General features: G+C 43.2%; 17 protein-coding genes. 12 read left to right on the forward strand and 5 right to left on the reverse strand.

Translation table 11 applies throughout. The features are described 5' to 3' along the window. Positions 1-12: 12 nt before the first annotated feature. The 3 genes from FNL97_RS01320 to FNL97_RS01330 form a co-directional block, all read right to left on the reverse strand. Complete coding sequence (locus FNL97_RS01320) at positions 13-1089, reverse strand: dipeptide epimerase (RefSeq protein WP_143414865.1); 1077 nt, start codon at positions 1087-1089, stop codon at positions 13-15. Between the two features lie 18 nt (positions 1090-1107). After that, positions 1108-2271 (reverse strand): DUF819 family protein, encoded by a 1164-nt coding sequence (locus FNL97_RS01325; RefSeq protein WP_143414866.1) that lies wholly within the window; start codon positions 2269-2271, stop codon positions 1108-1110. Positions 2272-2354: 83 nt separating this feature from the next. Next, on the reverse strand, positions 2355-2702 hold the full coding sequence (locus FNL97_RS01330; RefSeq protein WP_143414867.1) for a DUF3870 domain-containing protein: 348 nt from the start codon (positions 2700-2702) through the stop codon (positions 2355-2357). A 407-nt stretch (positions 2703-3109) separates the two neighbouring features. On the opposite strand from FNL97_RS01330, the gene tnpA (FNL97_RS18210) reads away from it, so the two are divergent. From tnpA (FNL97_RS18210) to FNL97_RS01380, 11 genes are all read left to right on the forward strand, one after another. Continuing rightward, on the forward strand, positions 3110-3289 hold the full coding sequence (tnpA, locus tag FNL97_RS18210) for an IS200/IS605 family transposase (protein ID WP_233252989.1): 180 nt from the start codon (positions 3110-3112) through the stop codon (positions 3287-3289). Then, positions 3264-3479, forward strand: a complete 216-nt coding sequence (gene tnpA / locus FNL97_RS18655) for an IS200/IS605 family transposase (protein WP_205729486.1) — start codon at positions 3264-3266, stop codon at positions 3477-3479. The genes tnpA (FNL97_RS18210) and tnpA (FNL97_RS18655) overlap by 26 nt, the downstream gene beginning before the upstream one ends. A gap of 15 nt (positions 3480-3494) precedes the next feature. After that, complete coding sequence (locus tag FNL97_RS01340; RefSeq protein WP_143414868.1) at positions 3495-4958, forward strand: RNA-guided endonuclease TnpB family protein; 1464 nt, start codon at positions 3495-3497, stop codon at positions 4956-4958. 278 nt (positions 4959-5236) lie between these two features. Beyond that, entirely contained in the window at positions 5237-6220 is a 984-nt protein-coding gene (locus FNL97_RS01345; protein ID WP_143414869.1) for a LacI family DNA-binding transcriptional regulator, read from the forward strand. Positions 6221-6222: 2 nt separating this feature from the next. Then, positions 6223-7119 carry a ribokinase gene (gene rbsK / locus FNL97_RS01350; protein ID WP_143414870.1) on the forward strand — a complete coding sequence of 299 codons (897 nt, stop codon included), beginning with the start codon at positions 6223-6225 and terminating at the stop codon, positions 7117-7119. Further along, on the forward strand, positions 7116-7514 hold the full coding sequence (rbsD, locus tag FNL97_RS01355) for a D-ribose pyranase (RefSeq protein WP_062677118.1): 399 nt from the start codon (positions 7116-7118) through the stop codon (positions 7512-7514). Before rbsK ends, rbsD begins: the two co-directional genes overlap by 4 nt. Positions 7515-7545: 31 nt before the next feature. Next, positions 7546-9042: a sugar ABC transporter ATP-binding protein gene (locus FNL97_RS01360; RefSeq protein ID WP_143414871.1), complete on the forward strand. Its 1497-nt coding sequence runs from the start codon at positions 7546-7548 to the stop codon at positions 9040-9042. After that, positions 9039-9983, forward strand: coding sequence for a ribose ABC transporter permease (gene rbsC / locus FNL97_RS01365; RefSeq protein ID WP_097353915.1), 945 nt, complete (start codon positions 9039-9041; stop codon positions 9981-9983). Before FNL97_RS01360 ends, rbsC begins: the two co-directional genes overlap by 4 nt. A 35-nt stretch (positions 9984-10018) precedes the next feature. Further along, positions 10019-10957 carry a ribose ABC transporter substrate-binding protein RbsB gene (gene rbsB, locus FNL97_RS01370; protein ID WP_062677120.1) on the forward strand — a complete coding sequence of 313 codons (939 nt, stop codon included), beginning with the start codon at positions 10019-10021 and terminating at the stop codon, positions 10955-10957. A gap of 94 nt (positions 10958-11051) precedes the next feature. After that, entirely contained in the window at positions 11052-11495 is a 444-nt protein-coding gene (locus FNL97_RS01375) for a VanZ family protein (protein ID WP_143414872.1), read from the forward strand. A gap of 487 nt (positions 11496-11982) precedes the next feature. After that, entirely contained in the window at positions 11983-12099 is a 117-nt protein-coding gene (locus FNL97_RS01380) for a DUF3789 domain-containing protein (protein ID WP_143414873.1), read from the forward strand. Between the two features lie 33 nt (positions 12100-12132). On the opposite strand, the gene FNL97_RS01385 is transcribed toward FNL97_RS01380, so the two are convergent. Together FNL97_RS01385 and gloA2 are read right to left on the reverse strand one after the other, a co-directional pair. After that, complete coding sequence (locus tag FNL97_RS01385; RefSeq protein WP_143414874.1) at positions 12133-13116, reverse strand: Gfo/Idh/MocA family protein; 984 nt, start codon at positions 13114-13116, stop codon at positions 12133-12135. 35 nt (positions 13117-13151) lie between these two features. After that, entirely contained in the window at positions 13152-13538 is a 387-nt protein-coding gene (gene gloA2, locus FNL97_RS01390) for an SMU1112c/YaeR family gloxylase I-like metalloprotein (RefSeq protein WP_062677123.1), read from the reverse strand. A gap of 358 nt (positions 13539-13896) precedes the next feature. Between gloA2 and FNL97_RS01395 the strand changes: the two genes are divergently transcribed. Further along, positions 13897-14979 (forward strand): RNA-guided endonuclease InsQ/TnpB family protein, encoded by a 1083-nt coding sequence (locus tag FNL97_RS01395; protein ID WP_143414875.1) that lies wholly within the window; start codon positions 13897-13899, stop codon positions 14977-14979. Positions 14980-14997 lie beyond the last annotated feature (18 nt).

The following is a 14997-nucleotide window of genomic DNA, read 5'->3' on the forward strand; positions in this document are numbered from 1 at the left end:
CCTTTCTTACGATCAATGATTAGGCATATAAGGAACATAACCAATGCCCGGTAAATCAGGAACGTTAATCTTGCTTCCTTGAAAGAAAGAATGGCTGCTGTCATCGTCTATCCATAGAGGGGCATCTAAATCGACTTTTGTAATGTTCGGATGGGCCATTGCTAAATGGGTTGCTGCCAATACAGAAAGAGTTGGTTCCATCATGCTTCCGATCATGCATTCGATGCCAGCCGCTTCAGCTAGACTAGCAATCTTGTATGCTTCCCGTAATCCGCCTGTTTTCATCAGCTTAATATTGATTAAATCGACAGCGTGATGACGGATCAGTTCTAGTGCATCTCGAGCCGAGAATACACTTTCGTCCGCCATAATCGGTATGTTGACTCGTTCTCGGATAAACTGGAGACCTTTTATGTCGTATTTAGGCACGGGCTGCTCAATAAATTCGATCGGAAGTTGGAGTTGTTCCAGCGATTGAATGATTTCCACCGCTTCTTTCGATGTCCATCCTTGATTAGCGTCAATGCGAAGTGAAACGTTTGGGCCTACTTCTTCATAAATTCGTTCGATTCGTTCGATATCTTTTTCGGCTTCTTTTCCTACTTTAATTTTTAAAATCGAAAAACCTTTTTCCATCACGTTTTTTGCGTCACTGACCATTTCTTCTACACTATTGACACTAATTGTCATATCGTTGACATGATGGTTCGTTTTTCCTCCAAATAATTGATACAGTGGAATGTTTAGTAGTTTGCAAAGCGCATCGTACATGGCCATTTCTAATGCTGCTTTCGCGCTTGTGTTTTCGATGCAACTAGTTTGAATATCTTTACTGTTTTTTGCTATTTCTTCGATTTCTTTACCGATGATTTTAGGGATTAGTACATTTTCTAAAATACCGATGATTCCTTGTTTCGTTTCTCCCGTGATGGCTTCGGTCGGGACGGCGGCCCCATACCCTTCAATTCCGTTATCCAGAGTGATTTTTACGATGATGCTTTCAATTTGCGTAGCCGTTCGCAACGCTGTTTTGAAAGGTTTTATTAATGGAGTCGATTGTGTGGCGATGGTTGCGTCTTTTATTTTCATGAATAGACATCCTTTCAGTTACAGTGATGATAAAATATGAGCAGTGAGCAATCCATAGTAAGTTCCAAGTAAATTTCCCAGCAGCGCCATTAATACCCCGACAGGAATGAGTGACTGATGATAAGCGCCTGCAAGAATTGGCGCGGACGCTACTCCACCGATATTAGATAGTGATGCAACTCCCATTGTAAACAAATCCAGTTTGAATATTTTCGCGATTACTAACATTAACAATGCGTGAATCAACAGAATCATGAACCCGGAAATGATATAAATTGGCGCTTGAAATAATTGAGAAAAATCTGCTTTTGATGCAATCAATGCAATCACGACATAAAGCATGACTTTCGATACATCGCTGGAGCCAGGAATTTTTGCGGCTTTTGTCATCGCCAATACTAAACCGATGATGGATGCGAATACAATCGTCCACGTTGATCCGTTAAATACGGCTCCCACCTCAGGCAAAGCATTTCCGATTTCCGTGCAAATTGTTGATAAAAGAATGCTGAATCCAAGTAAGACAATTAATTCAGTAAATCCCATTTTTCCTTGATGATTTTCGCTTGTTGTCGCCACTTCGTCCGCTGCAATCGGCACTTCTATTGCTTTGGCTTTTGTCCAGCGATTGAATCGGCTAGCAAACGGCACCAGCCAAAACATAAACATGACCCAAATAGAATAGTTGATCGTGTCCATCATTAAGGCGTAGCCGAAAATGTTTTCTGGAACATCTAATATTTTTTGTAGAATGACCATGTTTGCCGATCCACCTGTCCAGCTGGCGCTGAGCGCGGCAAAAGCTTTCCATGTATCTTCCGCATAAAGCCCTTTAAATAACACATAGGTGACTGTAAATCCAACAATAATCGTCAATGAAGCAGCGAAGAAGGTAAGAAGGATTTTTGGTCCCATTTTGATGATTTTTCGCAAATCACAATGCAGAAGCATGAGAATGAGCATAGCGGGAAGCAACACGCTTCTCATGGTATTGTACGTGTTGTCGATCGAATCCGTTTTCCCGAAAACTCCAAATGTTTGCATTAGTGCTCCACCGACATAAATAAAAATAATTCCAGGAACGACTTTAAAAAGTTTGGATTTGGATTTTTGCTCCGTAAAAGCAATGAGTGCGACATAAGCCAGCAAAATACTTAAGTAAACAATACCGTCTTGAATCATCGTTTCTCCTCCTTCATTGATAGAAATGTAAAAATATAAAAACCCAGCAAATAGAGAGAAACAATCGCTCTATTCGCTGGGTTTCATCTGCGTGACGAAGGTACAGATGAAGCAGCTGACGAAACGATATTTTGATATTTTAAGCTGGCGTTTTTAAAAGCAACGATTAACGCCTTTTGTGAAGATCCGAAATAGCGAGTTTGAATTTCTTTTGTTACTGTGTCAATGTCCAATATCGATCGACCGACCAGTAAACTTTTGACAAAGGACTTCGTCAGTTCAATCGTCGTTGAACAATCTGCATCAACAATGATACCGCTTTCTTTATTGACCACTAATCCAATGAAAAATGCATTATATTGCTGGGTAATCGGATTGTTTGAAGGCGCTTTCGCGTCGCCGATGATATATATGGTATTGTTCTCAAACATGCTAATCCTCCAGCCAAATACAGCTATTACGAGGGGCATTTATGATAGACTCATAAATGTTGCTCGTAATATGTATTCGTTGTTGAATTTTATTGTACGAAATAATCAGAAAATAGTCAATGCTTTTGGAATTTTTTCTCTTGGAGAAAAATTAGCTTTAGTATAGATAGGATAGGGATAGATTAAAACAACGTCTGTAAAAACAATCTATTAAGAAAGCTAAATAGTTACAAGAATAACTGCTACGAAAGCCCGTGACTTTAGTCATCGGGATGAAGTGGCTGAATAATAAAATTATTAGAATATTCTTTATTATTATAATTGTAACCTATCTAATGTTTGGTTATCATGATATTAGATAGGGGTGATTTATTAAATCTCTATGATCAATATTACATAAAGAAGGAATGGTTTATCTTCATCCATATCATGTGATTTTCTACCCAAAATACAGACGAAAAGTGTTAGTCGGTGAGATGGAAAAAGATTTAAGAAAAATTTTTTATCAAGTGGTGAAAGAAAAGGATGTTGAAATCCAATCGTTAGAAATCATGCCTGACCATGTTCATTGGTTTATTTCCTTATGATCCAAGAATTCATATTCATGCGTTAATCCAGAAATTGAAAGGTCGAAGCAGTCGTATTTTTCGTGAAAAATATCCGCCCTTGAAAAGTCGACTGCCTTCCCTTTGGACTCGCGGCTATTTTTGCTGTACAGTTGGATGTGTTTCAGAAGAAACCGTTAGGAAATACATTGAAAATCAAAAACATGTGTAAAGGAGGTGGGTTGCATTGGCGGGAGCGAAAACACCAAGCTATGTATTGACGTTGCGGCTCCAGACAGAATCATGGCAAAAACATATCCTCGAAAAGCGGTTTGAAATCGGCCGCTGTTTGTATAACGCCTGTTTAGAGGAATGTTTGAAGCGGTACAAAAAACTCCAACATGATTCCCGCTATCAAGACCTTGCTCAACAGAAGCCCTCCAAAGAAAAAAATCGCCAACTTTCCGACCTGCGAACCGAGTACGGACTCTCCGAATATGCGATGCACGCTTTCGTTCAGCCAATGCAGCGCCACTTCCGCAAACACATGGACGCGCATACGGCGCAAAAAATCGCCACCAGAGCGTGGAAAGCGGTAGAAAGGTTCTTGTTTGGCGCTGCCAAACGGGTGTATTTTAAACGGTTCGGCGAAATGGGTTCGTTAGAGGGAAAATCGAATTTCGCAGGGATTCGCTTCAAAAGCCATGCCATCCATTGGAATGGGCTGATGATCCCTGTCATTATCCAACCAAATGATGTGTATGCCCATCTCGCCTTGCAAGACCGAATCAAGTATTGCCGCATTGTACGTAAACGGATTCGGGGGAAAGTAAAGTATTATGCCCAACTCATTTTGGAAGGGGTTCCGCCGCAAAAAATCAATCGGCAAACCGGCAAAGCCAAGCATCCCCGTGGTGAAGGAGTGGTCGGCATTGACATTGGCACGCAAACGATCGCCATTTGCGCTCCGAACGAAGTAAAATTGTTGGAACTCGCTCCAAGTGTGGATGACATCCATCCGGAAAAAAGGCGGCTGCAGCGAAAACTAGACCGGCAGCGGAGAGCAAATAATCCAAATAAGTACAACGAAGATGGAACCATCCAGCGAGGAAACAAAGAAAAGTGGATGTGGAGCAAAAATTATATCAAAACAAAAAATCAATTAGCGGAACTGCAAAGGAAGTTAGCGGAAAAACGCAAGCAAGATCATAATAAGCTGGCAAATTGGATATTATCGTTAGGCAATGATATTAAAGTGGAAACAATGAATTATAAAGCATTGCAAGCAAGAGCGAAAGAAACAACGATGAATGAGAAAACAGGAAGGTATAATAGAAAGAAACGATTTGGTAAAAGTATAGCGAATAAAGCTCCAAGCATGTTTTTAGCCATATTAGACAGAAAATTACGGTATGACGGAAAAACGCTCAAAAAAATAGATACATTCTCTGCGAAAGCCAGCCAATATAATCATATCACGGGTGAATATGTAAAAAAGAGGTTATCCGAACGATGGAACGATATGAATGGCTGTAAAATTCAACGAGATTTATATAGTGCGTTCCTCATCATGAATGCGAAAGATCACTTAAAAGAAATCGATAGAGAAAAATGTTTTGCGACATGGGAAAGATTTAAGCGACTGCATGATAAAGAAGTAGAACGTTTAAAAAATAGTGGTAATAAATTATTAAGCAGTATGGGAATTTAAATGATGAAAAGCGTCTTGAACCGGGCGCACAGGGCGCTAAGCACCATTGAGGTGTTTGCCCATGAAAGTCTTGTGGAATGAGAGTGAGTGTCTATACGAAGGTATAGACGAAGCTCTTTAGTACACAAGAACCTGCCGACTTTAGTCGTGCAGAGGTTCAGAATGAATTAATATATTTGTCTACTTATAGCAAATTTAAAAATCTTCTATTGTGAGTTTTCCTAAATTTTTGTATACTATATGTAACCGGTTACATATAGAAAGTGAGACGAACGACAATGGCGACGATCAGAGATGTGGCAAAGCTGGCAGGTGTATCTGTAGCAACCGTTTCCCGCGTTTTAAATCAAAATGGTTATGTGAATGAAGAAACCGAAAAGCGCGTGAGACAGGCGATGAAAGAATTAAATTATAAACCGAGTGAAGTGGCGCGGGCGCTGTTTAAAAAGACATCGAAAACAATCGGGTTAATCGTGCCAGATATAACAAACCCGTTTTTTCCAGAACTTGTCCGCGCTGTGGAAGATGTGATGAATATTTATGATTACACCGTGATTTTGTGTAATTCGGATGAAAAAACAGATAAAGAAAAAGAATATATAGAAGTGCTAAAGAAAAAATATGTTGACGGTATTATTTTGACGACTAATCAGCTGCAACTAGATGAAGTATCGGAATGGGATATCCCCGTGGTGGTGCTAGACCGTCCCCTAAGTCGCAGCTATCCGTCAGTGATTGCTGATAATTATGGAGGAGCGCGGCTAGCGACAAAACATTTATACGATATTGGGTGCCGCAAAATTGCTCATATCCAAGGACCACCTCATGTTGTGAACGCGATAGAGCGCTTTCGCGGCTATCGAGATGAAATGATGGAGAGGGGACTTTGGGACGAGAGGCTGATTATTTCTGGAAACTATCAGCTAAAGCAGGCGAAAGAAGCGGTGATCGAAGCATTAAATAAATACGATATCGACGGCATTTTTGCCGGAAATGACGCGATGGCGGTGGGAGCGCTGAAAGCGGTTCAACAGCTAGGGCTGCAGGTTCCAGATGACATTGCGATTATTGGATATGACGGCATTCCGCTGACGGAAATGACGACACCGGAACTATCGACCATTTCCCAACCGATTTATGAGATGGGCGCAATAGCCGCAAGAATTTTAATCAAAAAGATAGAAGGAAAACCGCTTGAGAAGCTTCATTATGTGCTTCCGGTTGAACTAGTGGTACGACAATCGACGCGTAGGGGGGAATGAAAATGACAAAACCAGTGATTACCGTAGTCGGCAGTATCAACATGGACCTTGTGACGATCGCTTCCCGCTTTCCATCACAAGGCGAGACAATTTTAGGGGAGGAGTTTCATCTCATTCCTGGCGGGAAAGGAGCAAACCAAGCGGTGGCGGCCGCGCGGCTTGGCGCGGATGTGCATATGATTGGCGCAGTCGGGAAGGATGCGTTTGGAACGGAGCTGCTTCGCTCATTGGAGCGGGAAGGTGTTCATATCGATAATGTGAAACCGGTTACAGATAAAGGGACCGGCATTGCTTCGATTACGATTTCGGAACAAGATAACCGAATTATCGTTGTGCCAGGGGCAAACCATGCGCTTCGTCCAGAAGACATTGATCGATGCGAAGAAATGATTGCCAAAAGTGACGTATGTGTACTCCAGCTGGAAATTCCGCTTTCCGTTGTAGAAAGAGCCGCTTTTTTAGCGAAAAAGCATGGAGTGCGCGTCATTTTAAATCCTGCGCCAGCGCAGCCGCTGCCTCAGAAGCTTATAGAGCAAGTCGATTTTCTTACGCCAAACGAACATGAACGGGATATTATTTTCGAACAAGTCGATGCGGACGCGTTTGCCGATAAAGTGATTGTCACGGAAGGGGCGCGCGGCGTGACGACTCGGAAAGATGGAAAAAAGATGCTCATACCAGGCTTCCGCGTTCCGGTCGTGGATACGACAGGAGCGGGAGATACATTCAACGGCGCGCTGGCGGTCGCGTTAAGCAAAGGAATGAGTTTAGAAGAAGCTTGTCTGTTCGCCAATGCAGCGGCGGCGCTATCAGTGACAAAGCTAGGCGCGCAAGGCGGAATGCCGACTGAAGAGGAAGTGGAGAAATTTTTGCAGGAAAAGGAAGGGTGTTCATCATGAAAAAACGGGGCATTCTGAATAAAGAATTAAGCACGTTATTGGCTTCTCTCGGTCATACCGATACGATTGTCATCGCAGACTGCGGCCTGCCGATTCCAAATGAGTCAGCCCGCATTGATTTATCACTGGTGAAGGGGTTTCCACCATTTTTATCGGTGCTGGATGCGATTTTAGAAGAGTTAGAAGTGGAAGCGTTCACATTGGCGGAAGAAATCAAAATAGAAAACCCCGTTATGTATGAAAACATTCAGCAAAGATTGGCCAGTGTTCCGATGCAATTTGTTCCACACGAACAGTTTAAAGAGATGACCAAATCCGCGAAAGCAGTCATTCGTACAGGGGAAGCGACACCTTACGCCAATATTATTCTTCGCTCCGGTGTGAACTTTTCGTAGTGTTCATTTTCAAAAAAGGAGGAAGAGAGCGATGACCAAACCGTTTATTGTGATGCGGGGCATTAAAAAAGCGTTCCACCAGCATGTCGTCTTAAATGGCGTCGATTTTGAAGTACTTACCGGTGAAGTGCACGCGCTCATGGGCGAAAACGGAGCCGGAAAATCGACGTTAATGAAAGTATTAACCGGCATTTATGAGCGAGATGCCGGGACGGTCTTGGTGGATGGCCGAGAAGTGCATTATCGCCATCCAAAGGAAGCGGAACGTGATGGGATTTCTGTCATTCATCAGGAACTCACCATTATTCCTACATTGACGGTAGCGGAAAATATTTTCCTAGGGCGCGAAAGCACCATCGGCCGTACAGGAATCATTCGTAGTAAAGACATGGAAAAGCAGGCGAAAGTTTATTTGGAAAAACTCGGCATCGATATTGATCCGAATGAGTTGGCAGGCAATTTGTCGGTAGGAAAACAGCAAATTGTCGAGATTGCAAGGGCGCTTTCTACAAACGCCAAATGTTTGATTATGGACGAGCCGACCGCCGCGTTGACGGAGCGGGAAATTCAAACGTTGTTTGAAGTCATTCGCACCTTAAAGCAGCAAGGAGTTGCGATCATTTATATTTCGCATCGCATGGAGGAAATTTTCACGATTTGCGACCGCATTTCTGTACTCCGAGACGGACAGTTTATCGGCATGAAGCGCATCGCCGAGACAAACTTTGATGAGATTGTTCACATGATGGTCGGTCGACAAATTGGAGAGCGCTTTCCAAAACGAAATGCGGTCATTGGCGAAGAACGGATGCGCGTGGAAGGTTTGACACAGGAAGGCGTCTTTGAAAATATTTCGTTTTCCGTGCGTGCTGGTGAAATTCTTGGTGTAGCCGGATTGATGGGATCAGGACGCACCGAAATAATGGAGGCGATTTTTGGGGCAAGAAAACCGACCGCGGGAACGATTTATATTGACGGCCAACCAGTTCGTATTACATCGCCAAGAAAAGCAATTGAATACGGAATTGCTATGATTACAGAAGATCGCAAACAAAAAGGACTCATTTTAAATATGAGTGTGCGGGAAAATCTAACGTTGCCAAAATCAGAACAATTGGCGGCAGCCGGTGTCATTCAAGCGACGAAAGAGCAGGAGTTAGTTTCGACGTTAATTAAGAAACTAAACATTAAAACGGCATCTCCAGAATTAGAGGTAAAAGCGTTAAGCGGAGGGAACCAGCAAAAAGTCGTATTCGGAAAATGGCTGGCAATGGAGCCGCGCATTCTCATTTTAGATGAACCAACGCGTGGGGTTGATGTTGGGGCCAAAAAAGAAATTTATGAAATTATGAATGAACTGACGGCTCAAGGGGTCGCAATTATTATGGTATCATCTGAACTTCCGGAAGTACTTGGGATGAGCGACCGCATTATGGTCGTCCATGAAGGGAAAGTTCGCGCTATTTTGGAGAATGAAGGAATTGATCAAGAAACGATTATGCGCGCGGCAACAGGGGGGAACGCATGATGGAAAACAAACGGAATTTTGATATAAAAAAACTTGGTCCGCTTATCGGCTTCTTCTTGTTATGTATTGTGCTGTCGATATTGAGTGACAGTTTCCTAACGGTCAATAACTGGATGAACGTTTTACGCCAAGTGTCGATTAACGCGTTAATCGCGTTTGGTATGACATTCGTTATTTTAACGGGAGGCATCGATTTATCTGTCGGTTCTGTGTTAGCGCTCTCAAGTGCGATTACTGCCGGAATGATGGCAAGTGGAATGAACGGATTTACCGCGATCATCATCGGATTGCTTGCCGGATTTCTCATGGGTATACTAAACGGCATTGTGATTACGAAAGGACGCGTTGCTCCGTTTATCGCGACATTGGCAACGATGACGATGTTTCGTGGATTAACTCTTGTTTATACAGATGGTCGTCCTATAACTGGTTTTGCCTCGGACGATATTTTGTTTCAAATGATGGGACGCGGGTATTTTCTCGGCATTCCGGTTCCGGTTGTGTTTATGATTGTCGTGTATGTGGCATTATATTTTGTATTAAAGAAAACGACGTTTGGCCGCCATACGTATGCGATTGGCGGAAATGAGGAAGCGAGCCGTTTATCCGGAATTCGCGTCGATCGCCTAAAAATTTGGATTTATTCTTTAACCGGCGGATTATCCGCATTAGCCGGAATCATTTTAACCTCTCGCTTAAACTCGGCGCAGCCAACGGCGGGAACAGCGTATGAATTAGATGCGATTGCTGCTGTGGTGCTTGGAGGAACAAGCTTATCGGGTGGCCGCGGCTGGATTTTCGGAACGTTGGTTGGCGCGCTCATTATTGGTGTATTGAACAACGGGCTGAACTTATTGAATGTATCTTCATTTTATCAGCAAGTCATTAAAGGGTTAGTCATTCTTCTTGCGGTGCTCCTTGATCGCCGCAAAGAAGCTTGATGAATAAAACATTATACAAGGAAAGGAAGAGAGCAATGAAAAAGTTAGCTAGCATGTTGTTGGCGTTTTTGTTGGTTATTGGTGTCTTAGCAGGTTGTTCGTTAGATAACGGCACAACCGGCGACAAAAAAGAAGAAGCAAAGAAAGACGGAAACATGAAAATTGGTTTATCGATTTCAACGTTAAATAACCCATTCTTTGTGACGTTAAAAGAAGGTGCTGAAAAGGCGGCGAAAGAAGAAGGTGCGGAATTAATCGTTGTCGATGCGCAAAACGATTCTGCGAAGCAAATTAATGATATCGAAGATTTGATTCAGCAAGATGTTGATTTGATTTTAGTGAATCCAACTGATTCCAGTGCGGTGACATCGGCAATTGAATCGGCTAACAGCGCGAATATTCCTGTAATCACGGTGGACCGCAGCGCAGATGGAGGGAAAGTAGTTACCCACATTGCTTCCGATAACGTTGCAGGCGGAAAAATGGCAGGAGAATTTATCGTTGAACAACTAAAAAATGGCGGCAACATTGTAGAGCTTGAGGGTATCCCTGGTTCGTCTGCCGCGCGTGAACGTGGGGAAGGATTCCATCAAATCATCGATAAAGCGTCCAATATAAAAGTCGTAGCGAAACAAGCGGCTGATTTCGACCGCGCCAAAGGATTATCCGTCATGGAAAACATTTTACAAAGCCATAAGGACATTCAAGCTGTATTTGCTCACAATGATGAAATGGCGCTAGGGGCATTAGAAGCGTTAGAGGCGCGCGGTATGAAAGATGTAATCGTCGTTGGCTTTGACGCAACAGAAGACGCGGTGAAGGCGGTTAAAGAAGGAAAAATGGCGGCAACTGTTGCTCAAAAGCCAGAACTTATTGGAGAGAATGCAGTAAAAACAGCGTTGAAAGTATTAAAGGGAGAAAAAGTGGATAAATTTATTCCTGTTCCGTTGGAGTTAGTAAAAGGAAATAAATAATCGATTGATTTACCTTCTGTCCATGTACGGGCAGAAGGTATTTTTTATTGCCACAGCTTCATAAAGATAGTAAGGTAAATAACAGGTGATGTGTATGAAAGAAAAAATCCAACGCTGGAGCCTTGTCGTGATCTGGTGTATCGTCATTTATTGCTTTAGTGAATCTTCACTGTTTACCGGTGAAAATACGAAGCGCATATTAGAAGCGGTGTTGTCGTATTTGCCATTTGGCCATGACGGGGATGATGCGTCGTCTCCGTTAAATTTTATTGTTCGGAAGCTGGCGCATTTAACCGAATTTGGCATACTGGCGGTGCTTGTTTGGCGGGCGCTTGAACGAGGGCGTATGGCGTATGTTGGCGCATGGGTCTTTGCGACGGTGTACGCGATGACGGATGAGTGGCATCAATCGTTTGAGCCGGGGCGCACCGCTGCGCCGACAGATGTGGCGATCGACTCGTGCGGAGCGTTCCTTGCCTTGCTTTTTGTCCGTTTGTATATGTATTGGAAAAGGAAAAAGAAGGATGTTTCCGTATAGATTGTTGCTGAAAAATGTGGATGATGGATTACAAGAAGTCGCCGCAAAGCATTTAGACGATTTGACTTGAAATGGGCAAAAAAACAGCATTTGATGAACGAGTCAAACAAATGCTTATTTCTGCTTGTCGAATATAAAATCTTGAGAAGTGTTTAGGGGATGAGCAATCGAACTAATGGCTAACTCCGTGCCCAGATATCTTTATTTTTTCTTGTGTTTTTTGCCTAATAGAGCCGTTGCGATGGCACTAAAGAAGTTTCCTAAAGCTTCGATCATTTTAGCAAAAAACACCTCCTACCTTAATATCCCTTTATTTACCACATATAACAATACTATAGAAAAACTATGAAAAACGACAATCTTTGTGAAAAGATCGAAAAAGAATATACCGTCGTCATATTGCGGCCTCTCCCAAGTATCGTTTTTGGCAAATATGGAAATAATGATAAAAGCAAGTTTGCTAGAATCAAAGAGGGGAGAGGTCTTTATGCTTGCTTTTATCGCTGGATTATTCGTTGGGGCGTTCGTGATGCTTGTTGTCATGAGCATGATGTTTGTCGCCAAACAGGCAGATGAGCATAGCGCCAATTGGCAGAAGAAATGAGGAAGCTTCCTGCAGACATGCAGGAAGCTGTTTTTACTCATCAGCAGGAAACACGATTCCCGTTTGTTTGCGGGCTTCTTCCATCAAGGCAATCGTCAGCAGCGAATGATTATGTGAATTGATTTCGGATTCGCGTTTTCCGCTTTTGATCAGCTCGATAAATTCCTTCGCTTCATAATACATCGGATGTTTCTCTTGTGGAACGGTAATGTCTTCTACACGCCCGTCTCGGTAGCGAATTTCCACTTTTGCCGGCGTATGGATCGCATCGATCAGAATGCTTCCTTCTTCCCCCTGAATTTCCGATGGAAGATAAGAGTTGGTGATTTTTGAGTACATCACCATCGCATCCATGTCGCCGTAATCAAAAATAATGCTTCCTTCTCCGTCAACGCCGGATTCGAGTTTCAAGCTATTTGCTTGAAGGCGATGCGGTTTTCCGAATAAGACGACCATCGGGTAAATGCAATAGACGCCGATATCCATAAGCGAACCGTTGGAAAAGGCGGGATTGAACGCGTTCAAGACCGTTCCTTGTTTGTACGCATCATAGCGGGATGAATATTGGCAGTAGCTGGCGAAATAGCGGCGTATTTTCCCGATTTTATGTAAATGTTCGCGAATCGTTAGAAAGTTCGGAAGCATCGTCGTTTTCATCGCTTCCATCAAGACGACATCATTTCGGCGCGCCGCATCAATCATCGCTTTGACTTCTTTTGTATTCGATGCCATCGGCTTTTCGCATAGCACATGTTTACCGTGATTCATAAGCAAAATCGCCTGTTCGGCGTGCAAAGAATTTGGGCTTGCGATATAGACGGCATCGATGTCTTTGCTTTTCGCCAGTTCCTCAAGGTTCGTAAACGTCCGTTTGGCACCTGTTTTCGCCGCAAATTCCTTCGCTTTTTCTTCCGTCCGCGAATATACCGCGGTTAATGCGAAGTCTTCTACTTTTCTTGCCGCTTCAATAAATGCTTCCGTAATCCAGTTCGTTCCGATCGTGGCAAATCGAATCATGGCGGTCCCTCCTTGTTTGTCGTAACTATACCATTTTAACGCTCATACAATTCAATCGGCAACTCATCGGGATCGCGGAAAAACGTGAACCGTTTCCCTGTAACTGGGTCGATCCGGATCGGCTCCGTAGCGACGCCTTGCGTTTGTAAGTATGCGACAGCTTCATCGATATCGTCAACTTCCAAGGCAAGATGGCGCAGCCCGCACGCTTCCGGATAGCTCGGCCGCTTTGGCGGATTTTCAAAGGAAAACAGCTCAATTTGTGTATGTTCGCCGACTTGCAAATCTAATTTGTACGAATTTCGTTCTTTTCGATATTGCTCGTGAATAATGTTGAAACCGAGGATATTCGTATAAAAATGTTTCGACCGTTCGTAGTCGGAACAAATAATCGCGATATGGTGAATGCGGGTGAATTGCATAAGCTCCTCCTTTAGCAAGGCAAATGAATTTCTACTAGAAGTGACATTATTTTTTAAAAATAAAAAAATCCAATTCTGCATGAATATTGACGTGGAATAATATGTATATTATCATAAAAATCAATAGATAATAATATTCAAAATATTCATATATTTATATTTTACTCATAAAACATCACCTCTAAAAATTCAACATTTTTGAAAACGTTTACCAACCTGGTTTTTTCGTTCACGAGAACATCCGCCGGAAGCCCACTGCTTTAGCTGTGGGAGGAAGGCGGGGTTTATATTTTCAGTATATATTGAATTTTTCGTTCAATATAAGTACACTGGATTTAGAAAGGTAGGTGAATCAAGAATGCTCTGCACTCTCAAGATTAAATTAATGCCAACTCTTGAACAGTTTCATGCGCTGCTGGAAACAATGAAACGGTTTAACCAAGCATGCAACTATATTAGCGAGATTGCTTTTCGCTCCAGAACCTTTTCCAAAACGAAAATCCAGCGGCTTTGCTACTATGACGTCAGGGAAAAATTTGGCCTCTCTGCCCAAATGACCGTTCGTGCCATCGGCAAAGTGTCGGAAAGCTATCGTTTGGATAAAAAAACCTTGCATAACTTTAAAGAAACCGGTGCCATCGTGTATGATGAAAGAATCCTGTCCTTTAAAGGGTTAGAGTATGCTTCCATCCTTACCTTGCAAGGAAGAATGGAAATCCCTATGGTCATTAGCCGCTACCATCAAGGTTTGCTGTGCGGCAACCGTGTTCGGGGTCAAGCCGATTTAGTCCTTCAAAACGGTATTTTTTATTTACTGCTCGTGGTGGACGTTCCCGAAGGCCAGTCCAATTCCGAAAACGGATTTATCGGTGTGGACCTTGGCATCACTAATATCGCTGTCGATAGCACCGGTGAGGTATTTTCCGGCTCGAAGGTCAACGGGCTGCGCCGCCGCCATGCGAAACTTCGCGCCAAACTCCAAAAGAAAGGCACCAAGTCAGCGAAACGCCTGCTTAAAAAGCGTTCCAAGAAGGAAAAACTATTTGCCCGTGATGTGAACCACTGCATTAGCAAGAAGATTGTTGAAAAGGCAAAGGCACTCGGATGCGGCATTGCCCTTGAAGATTTAAAGGGCATCCGCCAACGCACCGAGAAAACGGTTAAAAAGCAACAGCGTCGTCAACACTCTTCTTGGTCTTTTTATCAGTTGAGAAAGTTTATTGAGTATAAAGCGGCGATCGCTGGCGTGCCGGTGGTATTGGTTCATCCAAAAAATACTTCCCGCACCTGTCCGGTTTGCGGACATGTGGCCAAAGAAAACAGACCGTCAAGGGATCAGTTTTGTTGTCGAGCTTGTGGGTACGCTGCCCCTGCCGACAACGTGGCTGCGGAAAACATCCGCAGGGCTGCTGTCAACCAGCCGAACGCGGCAGCCAATTAGGCTAGTTGCAAGCCCACG

This window comes from Geobacillus sp. E263 (assembly GCF_007197795.1).
Classification (GTDB): domain Bacteria; phylum Bacillota; class Bacilli; order Bacillales; family Anoxybacillaceae; genus Parageobacillus_B; species Parageobacillus_B toebii.

Excerpts from the sequence above, each read along its gene's own strand:
- FNL97_RS01320 (WP_143414865.1), bottom strand. The coding sequence starts at position 1,089 with ATGAAAATAAAAGACGCAACCATCGCCACACAATCGACTCCATTAATA.
- FNL97_RS01325 (WP_143414866.1), bottom strand. The coding sequence starts at position 2,271 with ATGATTCAAGACGGTATTGTTTACTTAAGTATTTTGCTGGCTTATGTC.
- FNL97_RS01330 (WP_143414867.1), bottom strand. The coding sequence starts at position 2,702 with ATGTTTGAGAACAATACCATATATATCATCGGCGACGCGAAAGCGCCT.
- tnpA (WP_233252989.1), top strand. The coding sequence starts at position 3,110 with ATGGTTTATCTTCATCCATATCATGTGATTTTCTACCCAAAATACAGA.
- tnpA (WP_205729486.1), top strand. The coding sequence starts at position 3,264 with ATGTTCATTGGTTTATTTCCTTATGATCCAAGAATTCATATTCATGCG.
- FNL97_RS01345 (WP_143414869.1), top strand. The coding sequence starts at position 5,237 with ATGGCGACGATCAGAGATGTGGCAAAGCTGGCAGGTGTATCTGTAGCA.
- rbsK (WP_143414870.1), top strand. The coding sequence starts at position 6,223 with ATGACAAAACCAGTGATTACCGTAGTCGGCAGTATCAACATGGACCTT.
- rbsD (WP_062677118.1), top strand. The coding sequence starts at position 7,116 with ATGAAAAAACGGGGCATTCTGAATAAAGAATTAAGCACGTTATTGGCT.
- FNL97_RS01360 (WP_143414871.1), top strand. The coding sequence starts at position 7,546 with ATGACCAAACCGTTTATTGTGATGCGGGGCATTAAAAAAGCGTTCCAC.
- rbsC (WP_097353915.1), top strand. The coding sequence starts at position 9,039 with ATGATGGAAAACAAACGGAATTTTGATATAAAAAAACTTGGTCCGCTT.
- rbsB (WP_062677120.1), top strand. The coding sequence starts at position 10,019 with ATGAAAAAGTTAGCTAGCATGTTGTTGGCGTTTTTGTTGGTTATTGGT.
- FNL97_RS01375 (WP_143414872.1), top strand. The coding sequence starts at position 11,052 with ATGAAAGAAAAAATCCAACGCTGGAGCCTTGTCGTGATCTGGTGTATC.
- FNL97_RS01380 (WP_143414873.1), top strand. The coding sequence starts at position 11,983 with ATGCTTGCTTTTATCGCTGGATTATTCGTTGGGGCGTTCGTGATGCTT.
- FNL97_RS01385 (WP_143414874.1), bottom strand. The coding sequence starts at position 13,116 with ATGATTCGATTTGCCACGATCGGAACGAACTGGATTACGGAAGCATTT.
- gloA2 (WP_062677123.1), bottom strand. The coding sequence starts at position 13,538 with ATGCAATTCACCCGCATTCACCATATCGCGATTATTTGTTCCGACTAC.
- FNL97_RS01395 (WP_143414875.1), top strand. The coding sequence starts at position 13,897 with ATGCTCTGCACTCTCAAGATTAAATTAATGCCAACTCTTGAACAGTTT.